This window comes from Bacteroides sp. MSK.20.12, assembly GCF_019052435.1.
GTDB lineage: Bacteria > Bacteroidota > Bacteroidia > Bacteroidales > Bacteroidaceae > Bacteroides > Bacteroides xylanisolvens.
On sequence record NZ_JAHQVH010000002.1, the window covers coordinates 116,657 to 139,540 of the forward strand.

Annotated in this window: 15 protein-coding genes; 9 read left to right on the top strand and 6 right to left on the bottom strand. The window is 43.2% G+C overall.

The features are described 5' to 3' along the window. Positions 1-4: 4 nt before the first annotated feature. Together KTR06_RS01615 and KTR06_RS01620 are read right to left on the bottom strand one after the other, a co-directional pair. Entirely contained in the window at positions 5-2,842 is a 2,838-nt protein-coding gene (locus tag KTR06_RS01615; protein WP_151923102.1) for a TonB-dependent receptor, read from the bottom strand. 241 nt (positions 2,843-3,083) lie between these two features. Beyond that, on the bottom strand, positions 3,084-4,091 hold the full coding sequence (locus KTR06_RS01620; RefSeq protein WP_004299708.1) for an aspartate-semialdehyde dehydrogenase: 1,008 nt from the start codon (positions 4,089-4,091) through the stop codon (positions 3,084-3,086). A 513-nt stretch (positions 4,092-4,604) separates the two neighbouring features. Between KTR06_RS01620 and KTR06_RS01625 the strand changes: the two genes are divergently transcribed. From KTR06_RS01625 to KTR06_RS01635, 3 genes are read left to right on the top strand one after another with little or no spacing between them, the layout of a single operon-like run. Next, positions 4,605-6,740 carry a cation:proton antiporter gene (locus KTR06_RS01625; RefSeq protein WP_004314883.1) on the top strand — a complete coding sequence of 712 codons (2,136 nt, stop codon included), beginning with the start codon at positions 4,605-4,607 and terminating at the stop codon, positions 6,738-6,740. Further along, positions 6,722-7,456: a ThiF family adenylyltransferase gene (locus KTR06_RS01630; protein WP_120067102.1), complete on the top strand. Its 735-nt coding sequence runs from the start codon at positions 6,722-6,724 to the stop codon at positions 7,454-7,456. Before KTR06_RS01625 ends, KTR06_RS01630 begins: the two co-directional genes overlap by 19 nt. An 8-nt stretch (positions 7,457-7,464) precedes the next feature. Beyond that, positions 7,465-8,121: an ABC transporter ATP-binding protein gene (locus KTR06_RS01635; protein ID WP_128859175.1), complete on the top strand. Its 657-nt coding sequence runs from the start codon at positions 7,465-7,467 to the stop codon at positions 8,119-8,121. Between the two features lie 178 nt (positions 8,122-8,299). Here the strand turns inward: KTR06_RS01635 and KTR06_RS01640 are convergent, their stop codons facing one another. Both KTR06_RS01640 and KTR06_RS01645 read right to left on the bottom strand, forming a co-directional pair. Then, positions 8,300-9,220 (bottom strand): helix-hairpin-helix domain-containing protein, encoded by a 921-nt coding sequence (locus tag KTR06_RS01640; protein WP_217289897.1) that lies wholly within the window; start codon positions 9,218-9,220, stop codon positions 8,300-8,302. Next, positions 9,220-10,590, bottom strand: a complete 1,371-nt coding sequence (locus tag KTR06_RS01645) for a sodium-dependent transporter (protein ID WP_118218317.1) — start codon at positions 10,588-10,590, stop codon at positions 9,220-9,222. The genes KTR06_RS01640 and KTR06_RS01645 overlap by 1 nt, the downstream gene beginning before the upstream one ends. Positions 10,591-10,693: 103 nt before the next feature. On the opposite strand from KTR06_RS01645, the gene KTR06_RS01650 reads away from it, so the two are divergent. Then, entirely contained in the window at positions 10,694-11,086 is a 393-nt protein-coding gene (locus tag KTR06_RS01650) for a VanZ family protein (protein WP_195564273.1), read from the top strand. A gap of 132 nt (positions 11,087-11,218) precedes the next feature. Here the strand turns inward: KTR06_RS01650 and murF are convergent, their stop codons facing one another. Then, entirely contained in the window at positions 11,219-12,514 is a 1,296-nt protein-coding gene (murF, locus tag KTR06_RS01655) for a UDP-N-acetylmuramoyl-tripeptide--D-alanyl-D-alanine ligase (protein ID WP_195564272.1), read from the bottom strand. Positions 12,515-12,591: 77 nt separating this feature from the next. After that, on the bottom strand, positions 12,592-14,607 hold the full coding sequence (locus KTR06_RS01660) for a HAMP domain-containing sensor histidine kinase (protein WP_217289898.1): 2,016 nt from the start codon (positions 14,605-14,607) through the stop codon (positions 12,592-12,594). Positions 14,608-14,724: 117 nt separating this feature from the next. Here KTR06_RS01660 and folP point away from each other — a divergent pair, with 117 nt between their 5' ends. The 5 genes from folP (at position 14,725) to KTR06_RS01685 (ending at position 22,849) form a co-directional block, all read left to right on the top strand. Next, on the top strand, positions 14,725-15,591 hold the full coding sequence (folP, locus tag KTR06_RS01665; RefSeq protein ID WP_195564270.1) for a dihydropteroate synthase: 867 nt from the start codon (positions 14,725-14,727) through the stop codon (positions 15,589-15,591). Between the two features lie 11 nt (positions 15,592-15,602). Then, complete coding sequence (gene cdaA / locus KTR06_RS01670; protein ID WP_004299718.1) at positions 15,603-16,367, top strand: diadenylate cyclase CdaA; 765 nt, start codon at positions 15,603-15,605, stop codon at positions 16,365-16,367. A 308-nt stretch (positions 16,368-16,675) separates the two neighbouring features. Then, positions 16,676-19,012 (top strand): beta-galactosidase, encoded by a 2,337-nt coding sequence (locus KTR06_RS01675; RefSeq protein ID WP_217289899.1) that lies wholly within the window; start codon positions 16,676-16,678, stop codon positions 19,010-19,012. A gap of 23 nt (positions 19,013-19,035) precedes the next feature. Next, positions 19,036-20,013 carry a glycoside hydrolase family 43 protein gene (locus KTR06_RS01680; RefSeq protein ID WP_117683197.1) on the top strand — a complete coding sequence of 326 codons (978 nt, stop codon included), beginning with the start codon at positions 19,036-19,038 and terminating at the stop codon, positions 20,011-20,013. 376 nt (positions 20,014-20,389) lie between these two features. Further along, on the top strand, positions 20,390-22,849 hold the full coding sequence (locus KTR06_RS01685; protein ID WP_217289900.1) for an alpha-L-arabinofuranosidase C-terminal domain-containing protein: 2,460 nt from the start codon (positions 20,390-20,392) through the stop codon (positions 22,847-22,849). Positions 22,850-22,884 lie beyond the last annotated feature (35 nt).

The window sequence follows — 22,884 nt, forward strand, 5'->3', positions numbered from 1 at the left end:
ATCTTTAAAATTTAATACGGCAAGTAAGTCCATAATAGAAATCCGGGGTAAAGAGCACGCTCACACCGGTTGCATGAGATTTTACATACGGCCGTGAATTGGTGAAATTGATAGCGTTGAGAGAAAGAGACACATGGTCGCCAATCTCTTTGGTTATGTTGATATTGGCGGAGAAATAAGGATCATATCCATCCGCTGCAAATGTGTAGGCATTGCCCGATTTGCGTATCAGATAAGAGAATTCCGGATTCTCGGCTTCGGCTGACGTGAAAGGATGCATCTCATTGTTCAGGTCGAGATATGCCACCGGCCAGATAGCCGTATAAGAGTCACCGTTATAAATGCTTCCACCCGTTTGGGCATTGCTGCTTTCACTTACGTTGAACGCGTATTCTTTTCCCTTATATTCGGAGATATTCTGCGAACGCTTCACAAGCGAAGCCTCCAGTCTGCATGAAATAATCAGCCTGGCTTTCGGAATACGGGTGATGGCTGTGATATTGGCATCCAATGAGTGGGTACGTTTACCGTTGGCAGTCGTCGATAAGTTGTCGCCATTGGCATAGATACCTACATATTGGTAGGAGCGGTTGGCAAGACTGGTGTGCGACCATCCGTTCTGATAATAATAAGACAAAGAATTGTCGATATATTTAGTATAAGCATAGGAGGCATCTAACCGGAATTGCGTACGGATAGGAGTTATTTCCGGAAAATCAACAATCATTTCCGCTCCGCGGCGAATGACGTCCATTCCATTATCGGGAGAGGTTGACTTGACAAAAGTCTGGTCGGTCACCTTTACGTCCATAGGAGTCCAGTAGCTCGATGCATTGTCACGTATGTACACCATTCCCGTCTGATTATCCACATTGATTTGCGGATTGGCCGGCATAGTGAATCCCTCCGGCAATTGGAGAACATCGTAAGAGAACGGGTTATAGGAACTCGTGTATTTATACGGTAACTTGGTGCGGTTGAAATAACCGACTAGCGAAATCCTGGTCCGGGCTATATGGACGTCAATGCCCAATTCCGAATTCTGATTCCGTTGCCAGCGTAGATTCTCATTGTGCAGTAATGTGTAGGGCTGGCTGTAATAGATATAAGATGATTCATTGTTATTATAGGAAAAACCGAATGTCTGTATGTCCCGGTATTCCTGTTTGGGGTACAAGGTATAGAAAGAGGGAAGCTTTTCAGTGATTCCCCAACCGCCACGGATAGCGATATGTTCGTTCAACTGCCATCTGGCATTGAAACGTGGTGAAAGAGTATTCAGGTTTTTATAGTTCGTTCCCTTGATAAACAAATGTTCCCAACGCACTCCCGCCATCAGTCTAAGCATCGTGTTTCCCACTGGTAACGACAGACTTTCTTCTGCATAAAGCGAAACGTTATGCATATATGGATAAGCGGTGTAAGGGCGGGGGCGATAACCGTTCGGAGCCAGTGAAGGGTCTTTGTAATATTCTCCTTCACCCACATTCCCTGTTGCTTTCCACTGAACACCCGCTTTCAGGTTGCTGTTTACAGTCTTGAACCGTCTGTTCCATTCATATTTTAACGATGCGGCATAATCCAGTTCTTTGGAGTCGATGATCTGATCTGCGAAGTAGGTATATGGCAGTTTGTTTGCCATAAAATATCCTTCTTGCGTGGCATGAACAGCCGGCTGTTCCGATGCATACGAATAGAAAGTATGTGCATGGGAGTTATTGTCATTGTAATATACCGATGCGTCGAACTTGAGGTTGGTGATCCACGATTTATTGAGCAGCCAGGCCAGTGAAGTGTTTGCCCGGAATACGTTATCCCTCACTTTGTTGTATTCTCCCGAATAGGCATCCGGGTCATCTTTGGTATTCATTCCTCCGATATTACCTGTCACACCGATATCGAATCTGAACACTTTGCTGAAAGTGTTGCTATATCCGGCAGAGAATCCCCTTCTCGTATAAGACGAATAGGGAGATACCAACTTTTGGGTAGCCTTTGTCCATTCTCCGTTTATATTGATAACGCCTTTGTCGTTTCCTAAATCCAATCCTTTGGAGAAGGAAACCTGTTCGGTGCGGGGATTGATGGACAATAATATGTTCCAGGGTGTTTTCCCTTTCCGGGTGTGAATCTTGACCATTCCGCTATTCAAGTCTCCATATTCAGCCGAAGGTACTCCGGTGATGACTTCAACCGATTCAATATCCGCCACGGTGATATTACGGGTATCTGCTCCGTTCATATTTCCAAATGAGCCATTATTGCCGATACGTACCCCATCCACTTCAACGGCTGTCCCAAAGGCTGCATTACCGGCTGTCGACCCTCCGTCGCGCAATGAGAAGATATTATTAGTGGTAAGATCTGGCACTTTTGTTTTTCCTCCCGGAAGAAGAGCGGAGATATCGCTCACGTTGGATACCTGCAAATGTTCCAGCGCATTATTACCGATAGTGAGCGTAGTGTTTAACTCATTCTTGGGTGCTTGTGCAGTAACGACTACATCATCCAGTGCAAGCGTGTTTTCTTTGAGTTCTATATGTAGGTTTTTGATATTACTGTGCACATTTACCGGAATTGTTGCCGGTACATAACCCAGAAAAGAAACTTCCAGATTATATTTTCCCTCCTGTACTCCTTGTATCGTGAATTCGCCTTTCTGATTGGATACAGCCCATAAATAGGTGCCTTTAATGAGAATGGAAGCACCGGGCAAGGGGGAATTCGTTTTGGGCTCGGTCACATGTCCCGAGATTGTATAGATGTTTGAATTAGCTGCGGCCTCAAATAAATTGAAAAATAGCAGCCCCCAGAATGCTATGTTAAAAAGACAATATTTCATAGATAAGTTTTGTGCAAAATTCGATAAAAACCAAGTTTATATCAATCACTATAAATAGTTATTTTCACAAATCTTAATACCTGCAACTGGGGATATTTTACCTAATAATAGGTACCTTTTCTTTAATAGGTAATTTAGAAAATAAAAAACCGCCTTGCAATGTGATAGTGATCGCATTGCAAGCCGGTTGATTTATTTGGCTTATCTGTCATTGACCGGATATTATATCCAGTCTATTGTATTAGATATTTTTTACTTTAATCAGATATTCGGCAATCTGAACAGCATTCAAGGCAGCGCCTTTCTTGATCTGGTCACCTACAATCCAGAAAGTCAATCCGTTTTCGTTTGTCAGGTCTTTGCGGATACGACCTACGTATACCGGATCTTTACCTGCCAGGAACAGCGGCATCGGGTATTCTTTTTCTGCCGGATTGTCCTGAAGAACCAGCCCTTCACCGTTAGCAAATGCTTCACGAGCTTCTTCTACGGAAATCGGACGTTCTGTTTCTACCCAGATACTTTCAGAGTGAGCGCGTAATGCAGGAACACGTACACAAGTTGCACTAACCTTTACGTCAGAATGCATGATCTTACGTGTTTCATTGTACATTTTCATTTCCTCTTTCGTATAACCGTTTTCTGTAAATACGTCAATCTGCGGAATCAGGTTGAAAGCCAACTGATAGGCAAACTTCTCTACAGTCACAGGCTCGTTTGCCAATACTTGACGATATTGTTCGTACAATTCGTCCATAGCGGCGGCACCTGCACCGCTTGCTGCCTGATAGGTAGACACGTGCACGGTTTTTATATGAGAAAGCTTTTCGATGGCTTTCAGTGCAACTACCATCTGGATAGTCGTACAATTCGGGTTGGCAATAACGCCACGCGGACGTTCCAATGCATCTTCGGCATTTACTTCAGGCACAACCAAAGGTACATCGGCATCCATACGGAATGCGCTGGAGTTGTCGATCATCACAGCACCATACTTGGTGATTGTTTTTTCGAACTCCTTAGATGTTCCTGCACCGGCAGAAGTGAAAGCAATGTCTACCCCTTTAAAGTCATCGTTGTGTTGTAAGAGTTTCACCTCGATCTGTTTACCGCGGAAAGTATAAGTTGTTCCGGCACTACGTTTAGAACCGAACAAAACTAACTCGTCCATCGGGAAGTTTCTCTCATCGAGCACGCGCAGGAATTCTTGTCCTACGGCTCCGCTTACGCCAACAATAGCTACTTTCATCTTTTTCTTTTGTTAAATTGTGAATATTGAATTTCTCTCCTTATCCTGTCGAATAGAAAAGATTTGGCTGCAAAATTATAACAATTTAGCATATAAACATCGCTTTTGAGAGAAATATTTCAGTCTTTCGGTGGATTTCTTTAACCTTACGTATAATCAAGTGTAGTTGTTGGACGGGATAAATGCACCAAAAGGAATGCGTTCTCCGTCGCGATGCGAATCGGATTGGTTTCGTAGCCTGATAAGATTATCTTTATTGCCTAATATTACTTCGTTCCACTATAGTGTAACGCAAAGATAACTATAGTCTCCCTTGCGTTCCACTATAGTTATCCGCAAGAGACACTATAGTGGAACGAAATAAAAGTGCCTAATGAAATAGATCTTGATAGGTAAGCGGGGGAAAAGAAGTAGTAAGGTGAGTAATTGACTACTGAATAATACGTCTGGACATTCATTGTGATTCTGCAAACTTTTTTGTTCCTTTGCATTGAATTCCTAAAGCCACAGCCTATGAACCTGTTTGATTTTAATTTAACCTTACCGATTACCGACCCGACTTGGGTATTCTTTTTGGTACTAATTATCATTCTCTTTGCTCCGATGATCCTCGGACGTCTTCATATACCTCATATTATAGGCATGATTCTGGCGGGTGTATTGATTGGCGAACACGGTTTTCATGTGCTCGACCGTGACAGCAGTTTCGAACTCTTCGGCAAAGTGGGATTATATTATATCATGTTCCTTGCCGGGCTCGAAATGGATATGGAGGACTTTAAGAAAAACCGGACGAAAAGTGTTGTGTTCGGCTGGCTCACCTTTCTGATTCCGATGGCGTTGGGAATATGGAGTAGTATGAGTATGCTGGGTTATGGCTTTCTCACGGCGGTGTTATTGGCAAGTATGTACGCTTCTCATACTTTAATAGCCTATCCTATTATTAGCCGTTATGGATTGTCGCGTTTGCGCAGCGTCAATATAACCATTGGGGGAACGGCTGTCACCGTCACCCTTGCTTTGATTATTCTTGCCGTCATAGGTGGTATGTTTAAAGGCACTGTTGATGGTTGGTTCTGGGTATTTCTTGTGGCAAAAGTGGCTTTTCTCGGATTCCTGATTGTTTTCTTCTTTCCCCGTATCGGGCGTTGGTTCTTCCGGAAGTATGATGACAGCGTGATGCAGTTTGTGTTTGTACTGGCAATGGTTTTCCTTGGAGGAGGGTTGATGGAATTCGTGGGAATGGAAGGAATTTTAGGCGCTTTCCTGGCAGGCTTGGTGTTGAATCGTTTGATTCCTCATGTATCTCCTTTGATGAACCGCCTGGAGTTTGTGGGAAATGCCTTGTTTATTCCTTATTTCCTGATTGGCGTCGGGATGATTATTGATGTAAGGAGCCTGTTTACCGGAGGTGAAGCATTGAAGGTGGCTATTGTAATGACAGTAGTGGCGACTTTTAGTAAATGGTTGGCTGCCTGGATCACGCAGAAGATATACCGGATGCAGTCGAATGAGCGGAGCATGATATTTGGCTTGAGTAATGCGCAGGCTGCGGCTACACTGGCAGCAGTACTGATCGGCCACGAAATTATTATGGAGAATGGAGAACGCTTGTTGAATGATGATGTATTGAACGGTACGGTAGTGATGATACTTTTCACTTGCGTCATCAGTTCTTTGGTGACCGAACGTTCGGCCCGCCGTTTCGCTCTGGATGAAAATGTGCAAGCGGAAGAAGAAGCTAAACAGATAAATAAGGAGCAGATCCTGATTCCGGTCGCTAATCCGGAGACGATTGAAGATTTGGTTAATCTGGCTTTGGTGATAAAGGATGCCAAGCAGAAGAATGCATTGGTTGCATTGAATGTGATTAATGATAATAACAGTTCGGAGAAGAAAGAGCAGCAGGGTAAACGGAATTTGGAGAAGGCTGCCATGATTGCTGCTGCCGCCGATGTGCCTGTCACGATGGTGAGCCGTTATGATTTGAATATTGCTTCGGGGATTATCCATACGATTAAAGAATATGAAGCTACGGATATTGTGATCGGTCTGCACCGGAAGGCCAATATTGTCGACTCTTTCTTCGGACATCTGGCTGAAAGCCTATTGAAAGGTACGCATCGTGAAGTGATGATTGCCAAATTCTTGATGCCGGTTAACACCCTGCGCCGAATTAATATTGCCGTTCCGCCAAAGGCTGAATATGAATCGGGTTTCTCAAAATGGGTGGAACATTTCTGCCGTATGGGAAGCATCCTCGGCTGTCGGGTGCATTTCTTTGCCAATGAACGTACATTGATGCGCCTTCAGCAACTGGTGAAGAAAAGACATGCAGGTACCCCGACAGAATTTTCCATCCTGGAAGAGTGGGAAGATCTCCTGTTATTGACAGGACAGGTGAATTATGACCACTTGCTGGTGGTTGTTTCTGCCCGTCGCGGGTCTATCTCTTACGATACCTCTTTTGAACGTCTGCCGGCGCAACTGGGAAAATATTTCTCTAATAATAGTTTGATTATCATCTATCCCGATCAGTTTGGAGAACCGCAGGAAATTGTGTCATTCTCTGACCCGCGTGGACATAATGAGTCTCAACATTATGAGAAAGTGGGTAAATGGTTCTATAAATGGTTAAAGAAAAACTGATGGAAAGATACGACTGGCAACAGAGAACAGCACTCCTGTTAGGAGAGGAAAAGATGGAACGCATCCGGAACGCGCACGTATTGGTCGTGGGATTGGGTGGAGTGGGAGCTTACGCCGCCGAGATGATCTGCCGCGCAGGAGTCGGACGGATGACGATTGTGGATGCCGATACAGTGCAGCCTACCAATATGAATCGTCAGTTGCCGGCCATGCATTCCACACTGGGAATGTCGAAAGCGGAAGTATTGGCTGCCCGTTATAAAGATATAAATCCGGATATCGAATTGACCGTTCTGCCCGTCTACCTGAAAGATGAGAATATACCGGAACTGCTGGATGCCAATCAATATGATTTTATAGTAGATGCTATTGATACAATCAGTCCGAAATGCTTTCTGATTTATGAGGCGATGAAACGTCGTATAAAGATTGTTTCCAGTATGGGGGCAGGAGCGAAGAGTGACATCACCCAAGTTCGTTTTGCCGATCTTTGGGACACGTATCATTGCGGTTTGAGCAAGGCGGTACGGAAACGCTTGCAGAAGATGGGAATGAAACGGAAACTTCCGGTAGTGTTCAGTACGGAACAAGCCGACCCGAAAGCCGTGTTGCTGACGGATGATGAACAGAATAAGAAATCGACGTGTGGAACAGTCAGTTATATGCCGGCCGTGTTTGGGTGCTATCTGGCTGAATATGTCATTAAACGATTATAAAGGCTATTATGATAAAACTAGAAGGTATAACGAAGAGTTTCGGCTCATTACAAGTGTTGAAAGGCATTGATCTGGAAATCAATAAAGGAGAAATTGTCAGTATCGTAGGTCCGAGCGGTGCCGGTAAAACGACTTTGTTGCAAATCATGGGCACTCTCGATGAACCGGACGCGGGTACGGTGCAGATTGACGGAACAGTAGTAAGCCGGATGAAAGAGAAAGAACTATCTGCATTCCGTAATAAGAATATCGGTTTTGTTTTCCAGTTTCATCAACTGTTGCCGGAGTTTACGGCATTGGAAAATGTGATGATTCCCGCTCTCATTGCAGGCGTTTCTTCCAAAGAGGCAAATGACCGTGCCATGAAGATTCTGGATTTCATGGGGCTGGTTGACCGGGCTTCTCATAAACCGAATGAACTGTCGGGAGGTGAGAAACAACGGGTAGCGGTAGCGCGGGCTTTGATTAACGACCCGGCAGTTATTCTGGCAGACGAACCATCCGGTAGTCTGGATACACATAGTAAAGAAGATTTACATCAACTGTTCTTCGATTTGAGGGACCGTCTGGGGCAGACTTTTGTCATTGTGACGCATGACGAGGGACTTGCCAAAATCACGGACCGGACAGTCCATATGGTGGATGGTATGATTAAAAAATATTAATTAGAGAACCTAACTTCTAAAAATGTATACCAAAAAGGTAGAGCCTTGCAAGTGTTCTATCTTTTAGCTATATATTTATAGTCGCTTCTCTACGGAAGTCTGTGAAGATGATAGTAGAGTGTTTGTTTTGTTTGTGTGTGATGCATTCTTGTCTGGTGTGATAGGAATGCATCTTTTTTTATTTATTATAACAAATGTAGGGCTCGATCCGTTCAAGATCAATAGGAGTGAACTCCTCATAAAGGGATAATTGCTTTAGACTTTTTAAGATTCCTTTCTTTTTCCGATATTCTATGATGACCTTCGCTTGATAGTAGTTTATATATGGATGACGCATCATTCGTTCCATACCGGCTTTGTTTAAATTGATACGGTGTATCTGATGGGTGTCAATAGAAAACCACGGGCGGAGCCTTTCTGCTTTTAGATGAATCTCCTGTAACTGCTCTATCCGGCAAAAGCCCCCCAGCCGTTCGCGGTAATTTACGATCATCCGGGCAATAGTGCTTCCGACTCCCGGAATCTTTTTAAGTTCGGTGGTATCAGCAGAGTTGAGGCGGACGACAGTTCCCGGTTGGTATTTCACAAGTGTGTCCCGTTGTATGCTTTGTACGGTTAATAACCGTATTGTATCTTTATCTTTCGAACTGAAATCTTCTGTAATTTGGATATAAGGATGAAGAATCTGGTATTGTTCTTCTGTGAGTCCGTATATCTTCTGAAAATCCTCCGGATGGCGGAATTTGCCTTGTTTATGGCGATAGTGCAGGATATTCTTTATCATCCAGGATGGTAATCCGAGTGAAAGGAAAGTAGTAGAGTCCGCGGTGTTCGGATCGAACATCGTAAGCTTGATTTCCCTTTGAGGGGTTGATGGAAAAGAATGACCGAACCTGTTGTGAGGTTTTGTTTCCCGGAGAGAGGCAATAAAGTCATTATATTCTTGATCGGATTTCTCATTCTTTGTGCAGCCGGTATCTTCGGTACGAGTGAAAAAGGCAAAGAGTTCAGGAGCTGCATATACTCCTAAAATAAGAACGACAAGGACGATAATGCCTTGTCGTTCGGTTTTAGTATAATAAAGGAAGTCTTTCCACATTATAGCTTGATTAGCCCAAGTTCATTGATAAATATCAGTGAGATGGCGATTGGTGCGATATATTTTAATATAAAGATGATAAGCTTGTATACCGGTATCTTTAACGAGCCGTCATTGGTAATCTCTGACCATACAATCTTTTTATCCAGATACCATCCGGTAAAGAGGGAGATACACAGTCCGCCAAGTGGTAACATGATTTTAGCTGTTACAAAGTCGAAGAGATCGAACATCCCCAGTCCGAAAACGGTGAATCCTTTCATGACTCCCAATGATAATGAACAGAATATTCCGAGAAAGACACAACCGCCGGTGACTAACCTTGCTGCTTTTCCACGGGAAAGATTAAACTCCTCGTGAAGATAAGCGGTTACTACTTCGTGCAAAGAGATGGTAGAAGTTAAAGCAGCCATCGCCAACAATGCGTAGAACATTACAGAGAATATGTATGCTAGTACGGGAACTCCGCCAAATGCCTGTTGGAATACATTAGGCAGCGTGATAAAGATCAGACTGGGACCTGAATCCGGTTGTATGCCAACCGAAAAGGCTGCCGGGAAGATGATAAATCCGGCTAGTATTGCCACAAAAGTATCAATGATTCCTACACTGAAAGCTGTTTTAGTCAGGTTGGTTTCTTTACTGAAATAAGAGGCGTAGGTGCAAAGGCATCCCATACCCAGACTCAAAGAGAAGAAAGCCTGTCCCATAGCACTTAAAAACACATTTCCGTCCACTTTGCTAAAATCGGGTTTGAGCAGGAATTCAATACCCGCACCAGCTCCCGGCAGAGTGACCGAACAAACTACCAGTATAAGGATAATGATAAACAAGGTAGGCATCATAATCTTCGAAGACTTTTCAATCCCCTTTTCTACTCCTTTCACGATGATGAAATGAGTAATCAATAAAAATGCTACCAGCCATACGACCGGTCGCCACGGGCTACTGGAAAATTGTTGGAAAGAAGAGATAAACTCTCCGGAGTTTTTTCCGGCAAAGCCATTGGTGGCAGCCTCAAAAATATATTCAAGTGTCCATCCTGCTACTACTGCATAATAACTAAGTATCAGGAATCCTGCTAATACTCCCATGCGTCCTACCCAACGCCAATGCGTTCCCGGAGCTAATGTTTGATACGCTCTTGCAGTGTTGGCTCTTGATCGGCGCCCTATCAGGAACTCGGCAATCATAATAGGCAGTCCCAAGAGAAAGATACAACCTAAATAGATCAGTATAAAAGCGGCACCTCCATGATTTCCTGTTTCGTATGGAAACCTCCATATATTACCCAACCCAACTGCAGAGCCGGCAGAAGCGAGTATGACCCCTAATTTGCTGCCGAAGTTCGCTCTATCAATTTTTGCCATAAATCTTGTTTTATCTTACAAATCGTTATAAAATATGCGAGTTAAAGTGCAAATATAGAAAATGATACTTATATTTGCACGAAAATTGTAATATTATTTAGATATGCTATCTTATATTAAGAAATATCCTATCTCGCTTTTTATCATTTTGACAGTGATTTATCTGTCGTTCTTTAAACCGCCTAAGACGGATTTGAATGAAATTCCCAATTTAGATAAACTGGTTCATGTTTGTATGTATTTCGGTATGTCGGGAATGTTGTGGCTGGAGTTTTTGCGTGCACATCGCAGGGATCGTGCTCCGATGTGGCATGCGTGGGTAGGTGCGTTCCTTTGTCCGGTGCTTTTCAGCGGTTGTGTAGAGTTGCTGCAGGAATACTGTACTACTTACCGGGGTGGTGACTGGTTGGATTTTGCGGCCAATACAACAGGGGCGATTCTGGCTAGTTTAGTGGCCTATTATGTCGTACGGCCGAGGATGAAAATAAATAAATAGTAAAAGGCAACCTATGAACAACAAAGGTGAACGATAAGCCGTGAACGATAGCAAATAATAAACGGTGAATAATGGATATGATATAGTCAACCATTATTCACCGTTTATCATTTGAAGTTTACCATTCCGGCTTTATAGAAATTCTACCGTTGAACTAAGCTTGATTCCATTGGAACCTTTAATAAGAATGGTATATCCTTTGGGTTTATCTTCTTGCAAATCCTTTATAACTTCCTGCACATTTGCATAAGTTTTAAAAGAATGTTCACTTGTGGCAAACTGTTCTCCCACGAGCCATACTTTCTCAAAATCACTTTCTTTGATGTAGTCAACGATTTTCTGATGCTCGGCCGGGCTATCAGCACCTAGTTCGCGCATATCTCCTAATATGAGCATCTTGTGAGGGACTGTCATGTTCCGGAAGTTTTGCAAGGCAGCCATCATGCTGGTTGGGTTTGCGTTGTATGCGTCAATGATAAGCGTGTTATCTTCCGTCTTTTTAAGTTGGGAACGGTTGTTCTGTGGCGTATACTCTGCCAGAGCTTCATCGATCTTCTTTGCTTCCACTCCGAAGAAACGTCCGATAGTGATTGCAGCCAGGGCATTCGGGAAATTATATTCTCCGATCAACTGTGTACAGACTTGATGGAGTTCACCGTCTTTACCGGCTTTCCATTCGAAAGCAAGATAAGGCGAATTGCCGGTAATCCGGCCATTGACATAGAGATCATCTTCTGTTCCATAAGAAATCAGGTTCAATCCCTGTGAGATATTCATCAAATAGGGGTTATCGTGATGGATAAAGGTGATGGCATCTTTCTTGCGGAGGAAATCATAAAGCTCTCCTTTGGTTTTGATAACTCCTTCGAAAGAACCGAATCCCTCCAGATGAGCTTTGCCTACGTTAGTGATAATCCCATAATCCGGTTCGGCTATTCCGCAAAGAAACTTGATTTCCCCCGGATGGTTGGCGCCCATCTCAATGACGGCAAGGTCATGTTCCGGTTTTAACCGTAGCAGGGTAGTCGGTACGCCGATGTGGTTGTTGAGATTACCTAAAGTATAAAGTACATTGTGGGCTTGGCAGAGAACGCTGGAAATTAACTCTTTGGTGGTTGTCTTTCCATTAGTGCCCGTAATGCCGATCACTCGCGTTCCGAGTTGGCGGCGATGATAGTTGGCAAGCTGCTGCATGGTTTGCAGGCAGTCGTCTACAAGTATATATCGTTGATCGCCTTCTACGGCATACTGTATTTCATCGATAATGGCAAACGCGCATCCGGAGTCCAGCGCTAATTTGGCAAATGCATTACCGTTGAACGACTCACCTTTCAAGGCGATAAACAAAGAACCGTCCGGGCAGTTCCGGCTATCAGTAGTTACTGATTGGCAATCCAGAAAAATCTGGTAAAGAGCAGAAAGTTTCATAACCTGATCTTTTATTTAAAACGTTGCAAAGATAGGCTATTCTTTCGGATTTAATGGGAGTTCGGACAGTTTTTTGCTTAGGCATATATCAAAGGAAGAGTCAGGATCATCCGGCATCCTTCTGTGTAAGAAGTGTCGATCCGGAGGCTGCCTCCTAACTTTTCGGCAATACTCCGGCATATCGGAAGTCCGAGCCCGGTGCCCTGCGTGAAAGAGTTCATTTTGTAGAAACGTTCAAATACTGCTTCCTGTTGGTCTTTCGGGATGCCTGTTCCTGTATCGGTGACGCTGATTTCAATTTTCTTTTCTGCTTCCAATACGGAATAAGCGATGCGAATACTGCCACGAGTCGTAAATTTAGCGGCATTATGTGCCAGGTTGTTCAATACTTGTGATATACGTTCCGAATTACTGCGTATGAGCAGGCTTTCTCTTTCAGGTTCGAATAAAACCTCCACATCTTTCTGCGTGTTATCTTTGGCAACTTCAGATGCAAGTTGACAGATTGCATGAAGGTCTGTTTCGGCGTCAGTGGGCAGTTGTTCATATTGATCCAGTTCGGACAGCGTGAGCACATCAGTCACCAGTCGAAGCAAGTCGTTGCTGTTGCTTTTGATGATATTGACATACTCCTGTGTTTCCGGACTATTGTTGTAATGGTCGCTTAATACTTGCGAGAAGCCTACGATAGAGTTGAGCGGTGTGCGGATTTCGTGCGTCATGCTTTGGATAAACGTTGTTTTCATCCGGCTGCTTGCCTCCGCTATATCTTTGGCTTTACGCAATTCTTCCCTCGATACCATAAGTTCTTCATTCCTTATTTTAAGTTCGGCTTCCGAAACTTTCAGTTTGCGTTTCAGGAAGTTTTCTCTATAAAGGAATATGAATAAGATACCTAATAAAATAATCAATGAAATAATCAAGGTTGTTTTATTATGCAACTCCTTCTCTTGTGCCTGAAGCATGAGTTCTTTCTTTTCGGCATTGAGTTTTTCTACATTTAATAAGGTGGCGAATTCGCTGCTGGCCACTTGCTCATTGGCTATTTTCAAAGAGTCATCCGTGTTGATGTACATTTGCAGATATTTGACCACCAGGTTCATATTTCCCATCTTTTGGTAGATTTCTCCCTGTGTGCGATAATGGCTGCTGCTAAGTATGCTTTCGCTTAAACGGCGTTCTTCTTTTTCCTGCATTTTTGCGGCTTCCAGCGCTTTCGGATATTGTTTGGTCTGCTGGTAGTATAGACATTCTATATTATACAGTCTCTTTTTGATAGACTCCAGTCTTTTGTCCTGTTCAAATGCTGCCTGACACTCCTTCAGTAATTTTTCGGCAGCTTGAAAGTCGCCGAACTTGCTGTAGTAGTTTACGAATTCCAACTTGGCAGATATTTGTTGCGTAGAGGAATTGGCGGTCGCAATGGCTTTTTCCACAGCAGCTAATGCTTCTTTTTGCTTTTTCTGGTTGATGTAATAGTTGGCTATCTGGGCATAAGTCTGGGAGATGTTGTAGTTTTCGATCTTGTATTTTTCAGTCAGCTCGATTTCTTTCAATCGCCACTCGAACGCCATCGAATCGAATCTTTTGATGGTGTAGATTTGCGACATGATGTTATAGCAACGGGAGAGGCCGGTCTTATCATCCTCTTCTTGAGCTTCTTTTAACATGTTTTGCACTTCATAAAGTGCTATGTTTGTTCTGCTTGTTTTTAGGTAATAGGTAATTAATCTATTAGCCCATGCGAAGTAATAGTATTTAGGCTGATGAGTGGCCTTGGCGAATTCTTTTACTTTGTTGGTATAGTGGATTACGCTGTCTTCATTGGTTCCCTGGAAATAATAATAATCCAGTTGAGTAGCTATGGCTACTGCCTGCATTCGTTCGTCCTGCCGTTCGCCGGCCATTCGGAATAAAGTGTCGGACATATTAAGTACAACAGGCTCTAACAAGTATTCTTGACAACGTTGATAATATTCATAGAGAGTAGAGTCAACATTGAAAGTTTCAGCCTCTTTTTGAGCTTTAGCAGTAGTGGTAAAGAACAAAATGAGGAAAAGAAATCCTACGCGAAATAGGGTTAATCGGCTCATGGTATGAATTTTTCGGGTTCTTCTATAGTTTGCAAATATACGTTTATTTCTTCTTTTTAGTACGAATACTTGCTTTTTTTATCTACATTTGTAGGCGATCTAAAAGGAATGTTGTCAATGATGAAACCTATATCTCCTATTTATATAAATGTAAAAGGGCGGTTGCTCGATCTTGCTACTCCGCAGGTGATGGGAATTTTAAATGTTACTCCCGATTCTTTTTATTCCGGCAGCCGGATGCAGACTGAAGAAGACATTGCTGCCCGGGCCCGGCAGATACTTGATGAAGGTGCTTCAATAATTGATATAGGAGCCTATTCTTCACGGCCGAATGCCGAACATATTTCTGCTGAAGAAGAGATGAGAAGACTGCGTACCGGTTTGGAAATTATGAATCGTAATCATCCCGAAGCCATTATTTCCGTTGATACTTTCCGGGCTGATGTGGCGGAAGAATGTGTGAAAGAATATGGAGTGGCTATTATTAATGACATAGCTGCCGGTGAAATGGATCACCGGATGTTTCAGACAGTAGCCGACTTGGGAGTACCTTATATAATGATGCACATGCAGGGAACTCCCCAAAATATGCAGAAAGAACCGTCTTATGATAATCTGATAAAAGATGTTTTCCTGTATTTCGCCCGTAAAGTGCAGCAACTTCGCGACTTGGGAGTGAAAGATATCATTCTCGATCCGGGATTCGGATTCGGAAAGACACTGGAACATAATTATGAACTATTGGCACATCTGGAAGAGTTTCATATCTTCGAACTTCCTGTTTTAGTGGGAGTTTCACGAAAATCAATGATTTATAAATTGTTGGGAGGAACCCCGCAAGATTCATTGAACGGGACAACCGTATTGGACACTGTTGCGTTAATGAAAGGAGCGCATATCCTGCGGGTGCATGATGTGCGTGAAGCGGTGGAAGCTGTCCGGATCACAGAGAAATTAAAAATAGAGAGTGGATATGACAAATAAGAGGAGGGGGCATGTTTTTTGAGTTTGGCATAAAAGATTTTATTGATATTCTGCTGGTAGCTTTTGTTTTGTACTATACCTACAAATTGATGAAAGCTTCCGGTTCTATCAAGGTGTTCACCGGAATTCTGGTTTTTATCCTGATCTGGCTGGTGGTGACGCAAGTGCTGGAAATGAAATTGTTGGGCTCTATTTTCGACACATTGATGAATGTGGGTGTGATCGCGTTGATTGTTCTTTTTCAGGATGAGATACGCCGTTTCCTCTTGACTTTGGGATCTCACCGACATGTCAGCGCACTGGCCCGTCTCTTTAACGGTTCGAAAAAAGAGTCGTTGAAGCATGACGATATCATGCCGGTGGTAATGGCTTGTTTGAATATGGGGAAGCAAAAAGTCGGCGCATTGATTGTCATAGAGCATAACGTTCCTTTAGACGAAGTCGTCCGTACGGGCGAGCTGATTGATGCGGCGATCAACCAACGTTTAATCGAAAATATATTCTTCAAGAATAGTCCGTTGCACGATGGCGCAATGGTAATCAGTAAAAAACGTATCAAGGCGGCAGGATGTATTCTTCCTGTATCTCATGATTTGAATATACCGAAAGAACTTGGCTTGCGACATCGCGCAGCAATGGGAATCTCTCAACAGTCGGATGCTCATGCTATTATTGTTTCGGAAGAAACAGGCGGTATCTCCGTAGCCTATCGCGGGCAATTCTACCTTCGTTTGAACGCGGAAGAATTGGAAAGTCTGCTGACAAAAGAAAACTGATTTTATAGTGATAGGCCAATGGTCAAATAATGATGGTCGTTTTATAACTATCATTATTTGACCATTGGTGTTTTATTTATTATCTTTAGGGCAATAACAATAGATATGAATAATCCTTTTGTGACTTAATGGTTATGTTTCTGCCAGGTATTTCTGCGATCGGGAATAAATGAAATAAAGCAAAATAGCGCCAATTGGCGCTATTTTGCTTTATTTCTAACCCTTTTTGAATGATAATTATGCCCTCCTTTTTAGGTGAATCGCCTACCTTTGCCGTATACTATTAAAATTCTATTTTTGAATAAACCATGAAAAACAAAATTATTGCTTTACTGGTACTTTTTACAGTTATTCTCTTTAGTAGTGCACAGGCGCAAACCACTGCCCACAAATTTGAGGCGGGCAAGAACACATTCCTGCTTGATGGAAAACCATTTGTAGTGAAGGCGGCTGAATTGCATTACACCCGTATCCCACAGGCTTACTGGAGTCATCGCATAGAGATGTGCAAAGCATTGGGAATGAATACGATTTGCATTTATATTTTCTGGAATATCCACGAACAGGAAGAAGGAAAGTTCGACTTCTCCGGGCAGAATGATATTGCCGCTTTCTGTAAACTTGCGCAGCAACATGGAATGTACGTCATTGTCCGTCCCGGTCCGTATGTGTGTGCGGAATGGGAGATGGGAGGACTTCCCTGGTGGCTGTTAAAGAAAAAAGACGTAGCTTTGCGCACGCTTGATCCTTATTACATGGAACGGGTAGGCATTTTTATGAAAGAAGTCGGTAAGCAATTGGCTCCGTTGCAAGTGAATAAAGGAGGAAATATTATCATGGTTCAGGTGGAGAACGAGTATGGCTCTTACGGAACCGATAAACCATACGTTTCTGCCGTGCGTGATTTGGTACGTGAATCCGGTTTTACCGATGTGCCTCTGTTTCAATGTGACTGGAGCAGTAACTTTACCAATAATGCACTCGACGATTTGATTTGGACTGTGAATTTCGGAACTGGAGCTAATATCGACCAGCAGTTTAAGAAACTGAAAGAACTTCGTCCCGAAACTCCATTGATGTGTAGTGAGTTCTGGAGCGGATGGTTCGACCATTGGGGACGGAAACACGAAACACGTCCTGCAAAAGATATGGTACAGGGCATCAAGGATATGCTCGACCGGAATATTTCTTTCAGTCTCTATATGACTCACGGAGGAACGACTTTCGGTCATTGGGGAGGTGCAAACAACCCTGCTTATTCCGCTATGTGCAGTTCGTATGATTATGACGCTCCGATCAGTGAAGCCGGATGGACGACCGAAAAGTTTTTCTTGCTTCGCAATTTATTGAAAAACTATCTTCCGGCCAGTGAATCATTGCCTGAAATCCCCGCCGCTTTGCCTGTTCTTGAGATTCCCGAAATTCATTTTAATAAAGTGGCTCCGCTATTCTCGAATTTGCCGGAAGCCAAACAAACAGTGGATATTCAACCGATGGAACAATTCAATCAGGGATGGGGAACTATTCTGTATCGGACCACATTGCCTGAAGCAACCCCCGCAGGAACCGTTTTGAAGATTACGGAAGTGCACGACTGGGCGCAAATCTATGCCGACGGCAAACTTCTGGCGCGTTTGGACCGTCGTAAAGGAGAATTTACTACGACTTTGCCTGCTTTGAAGAAAGGTACGCAACTGGATATTCTGGTGGAAGCAATGGGACGTGTCAACTTTGACAAATCCATTCACGACCGCAAAGGTATTACAGAAAAGGTGGAACTAGTTTCGGGTAATCAGGTTAAGGAATTGAAAAACTGGACTGTGTACAACTTTCCAGTAGATTATTCTTTTATTAAAGACAAGAAATATAACGATACAAAAATACTACCGGCTATGCCTGCTTACTACAAGAGCACTTTTAAACTGGATAAAGTAGGAGATACATTTCTGGATATGAGCACATGGGGTAAAGGTATGGTTTGGGTGAACGGTCATGCAATGGGACGTTTTTGGGAAATCGGTCCACAACAGACCCTCTTTATGCCGGGTTGCTGGCTGAAAGAAGGAGAGAATGAAATTCTTGTGTTGGATCTGAAAGGTCCTGCCAAAGCCTCTATCAAAGGCTTGAAGAAACCTATTCTTGATATGCTTCGTGAAAAAGCTCCCGAAACACACCGCAAGGATGGAGAAAAACTGAAACTGGCAGGTGAGAAAGTAACACACGAAGGTGCTTTCACTCCGGGCAACGGCTGGCAGGAAGTACGATTTGCTGCTCCGGCGAAAGGACGTTATTTCTGTTTGGAAGCGCTTTCTCCGCAAGCAAATGATAACATCGCAGCAGTGGCAGAGTTCGATGTCCTGGGAGCTGATGGCAAACCGGTATCTCGTGAGCATTGGAAGATTCGTTATGCCGATAGTGAAGAAACACGCAGCGGCAACCGTACAGCCGATAAAATATTCGATTTGCAGGAATCTACTTTCTGGATGACTGTGGATAATGTCCCTTATCCTCATCAATTGGTGATTGACTTGAGTAAAGTGGAAACAGTGACTGGCTTCCGCTATCTGCCCCGTGCCGAGAAAGAATATCCGGGCATGATTAAAGAATATCGGGTGTATGTGAAATCTGCCGACTTTAATTACTAAACTATTGATGTACAAGTATTGAAATGATAATAGATATAAAGAAAAATATAATCCTTTTCGCACTCCTCTTCGTAGGAGTGTTGACTGGATATTGCCAACAATCTGCCTACCTGTTTGTTTATTTCACCGGCAATCGCATGAGTGAAGAAGCCGTCAGGATGGCTGTTAGTCTCGATGGATATAATTATAAAGCCTTGAATGGAAATCAACCGGTACTTGATTCCCGTGTGATTAGTTCAACAGGCGGAGTGCGCGATCCTCATATTTTACGTTGTGAAGACGGGAAGACGTTTTATATGGTAGTTACAGATATGGTATCTGCTAATGGATGGAGTTCTAATCGCGCCATGGTATTGCTGAAATCGAAAGACCTTGTACACTGGACTTCCAATATCGTGAATATCCAGAAGAAATATCCCGATCAGGAAAACCTGAAACGTGTGTGGGCGCCACAAACGATTTATGACAAGGAAGCCGGAAAATACATGATCTATTGGTCCATGCAACATGGCAATGGTCCGGACATCATTTATTATGCTTATGCTAACAAGGATTTCACCGATATAGAAGGAGAACCGAAACCGCTGTTTCTTCCGAAAAACGAAAAGTCATGTATTGACGGAGACATCATTTATAAAGACGGGCTTTATCACCTATTCTATAAAACGGAAGGGAATGGAAATGGCATTAAGAAGGCTACTACTTCCTCTCTGACCTCCGGGCAGTGGACGGAATCAGATGACTATAAGCAGCAGACGAAGGATGCAGTAGAGGGTGCGGGCATCTTTCCATTGATTGGCTCGGATAAGTATATCTTGATGTATGATGTGTATATGAAAGGCAAATACCAGTTTACGGAAAGTGCTGATCTGGAACACTTCAAAGTGATTGACCATGCTATCAGTATGGATTTCCATCCACGCCACGGCACTGTTATTCCGATTACTCAAAAAGAATTGCAACGCCTTTTCAAGGCGTATGGTAAACCGGAAGGTTTCTGATCTAAAGGAGGAAGATCAAAACCCATCTAAATTAGAAATCATCCTCGCCACAGCTTCTTGTCGCGAAGATGATTTCGTTGAAAGGAAATTTGGGCACCTCTCATCTACAAATTCAATGAATTTTAAGCGGGTAGTCTTTATTTCCAGATAAATACATTCATCCTTTCGTCTTTTTTGAGTTATTAAGATAAGGTGGATTCACTAGTGTAATCCAGGAAAATAGTATACGATATTGGAAAAAGTGTATATTTTACCCTTGTTTACTTGTTTCTTATATATTTTTAAGTGTAAAACAACCAATTATAGCTTGAAATATATCAGTTAGAATAATGAAAATCTTAACTTTGCGATTGATAATCTTAATGCAATAGATACCATGAGAAAATTATTCCTGTTTTTAGTTGTCTTGTTTTTGTCGTTTCAGCAAGTCACTTTAGCTGCAATCAAAGAAATGACGAGTACCCCCGATTCGGTTTATCTCTTTTCCTTCGCTACTTCCGGAGACGACGGACGTAGCGGGCTTCGTTTTGCCTGGAGCATGGATAAGGAAAACTGGTTTGAAGTCGGCCGGAACTACGGATATCTCCGGTGTGATTACAGCCGTTGGGGATCACAGAAGAAAATGCTCGACCCTTATTTGAAACAGTCGCCCGCTGGCGAATGGATATGTACCTGGAAATTGAATGATCGTGATGGATACGGTCAGGCCACTTCTAAAGACTTGATAAACTGGACCAGCCAGAAATATCCCCGTACTACTTCCGATTTTAACGGAACAAGAGTGAAAGCCGTAGTTGCCGGAGAGGAGCAGAAAGGAACTATCAACCGGGTAGCGTGGACTTTGGTAGATGGATTAAATAAGAATTATGGCTGGAATCAATATCGGAACTCATTGCATGGAGAACGTCCGGTACAGGATGGAGAACGTTTTGCCGGTTTGAAGCCTGTAAAAGCAACGGTCACCGTACAACCCGAACGTGCCAAGACCATCAGCGATGTCTTGTTGGGTGCTTTCTTTGAAGATATTAATTATTCGGCAGACGGAGGACTCTATGCAGAACTTATCCAAAACCGCGACTTCGAGTATGACCCTTCGGACAGGGAAGGAGATAAGAACTGGAATAGTACTCATTCGTGGACATTGAAAGGAGATAAAACCACTTTCACTATTGCTACTACCGATCCTATTCATGCCAATAATCCGCACTATGCCGTATTGAATGTAGAACGACCGGGAGCCGCGTTAGAAAATACGGGCTTTGATGGTATCGCGCTGAATGTCGGAGAGAAATATGACTTTTCCATATTCGCGAGAGTTCCGCAGGGGCAATCAAATAAATTACAGGTTCGTTTGGTAGATGGAGAAGGAAATATATGTGGAGAGACTTCTCTGACTGTATCTTCCCGCCAATGGAAAACGTATAAAACAGTGATTACTGCCAAAGCAACCGCAGATACTCGCCTCGAAATCATTCCCCAATCTGCTGGAGAATTGAATCTGGATATGATTTCCCTGTTTCCGCAGCATACATTTAAAGGACGCAAGAACGGACTCCGCAAGGATCTGGCTCAAGTGTTAGCTGACATTCATCCCCGTTTCATCCGTTTTCCCGGTGGCTGTGTGGCTCATGGTGATGGTCTGAAGAATATCTATCAATGGAAAAACACAGTCGGTCCGTTAGAAGCAAGAAAGGCGCAACGTAACCTTTGGGGATATCATCAAAGCATGGGACTGGGATATTTTGAATATTTCCAATTCTGCGAAGATATTGGCGCAGAACCGCTTCCGGTATTGGCTGCTGGTGTTCCTTGCCAGAACTCTGCCTGTCACGGTGACTTGAGAGGCGGACAGCAAGGCGGTATCCCAATGAGCGAAATGGGGGCTTATATTCAGGATATTCTTGATTTGATAGAATGGGCAAACGGCGACGCTAAGAAGACAAAGTGGGGAAAGGTACGTGCCGAAGCAGGCCATCCGAAACCTTTCAACCTGAAATACATTGGCATCGGAAATGAAGATCTCATCACCGATATCTTCGAAGAACGTTTTACAATGATATTTAATGCCATCAAAGAAAAATATCCTGAAATGGTCGTTGTAGGTACGGTAGGACCGTTCAATGAAGGTACAGACTACGTAGAAGGATGGAAACTGGCCGACAAACTGGGTGTGCCGATGGTGGACGAACATTATTATCAGACTCCGGGATGGTTCCTGAACAATCAGGATTTCTACGATAAATACGACCGTTCGAAAAAGACAAAAGTATACCTGGGCGAATATGCGACTCATATCCCGGGACGAAAAGCGAATATCGAAACTGCACTGACGGAAGCTCTTTATCTTGCTGCCTTGGAACGTAATGGAGACGTTGTACACATGACTTCCTATGTTCCTCTTCTCGCCAAAGAAGGACATACCCAATGGAATCCGGATTTGATTTACTTCAATAACCGGGAAGTGAAACCGACCACCGGATATTATGTGCAGAAACTCTACGGACAGAATGCCGGAAACGAATATCTGCCGGCGAAGATCACTTTGGATAATAAAGACGATAAAGTGCAGAAACGTTTTGCTTCTTCCATTGTCCGTGATTCGGCAAGTGGAGATGTAATAGTGAAGTTGGTCAACTTACTTCCTGTAGAGGTGAATACTCATGTCGACCTTTCCGGAATCGGTGTGATACAGCCTTCTGCAAAGAGAACCGTACTGACCGGTAAACCGGCAGATACTCCGCTACCTGTTGAAGATACGGTGGAAGTGGCAGAAAAGTTTGATTGCCAATTGTCTGCCTACTCTTTTACGGTGATCCGGATAAAAAAAGGCAAATGAGAAATAACAGGAAATAAATGAAGAACATAATAACA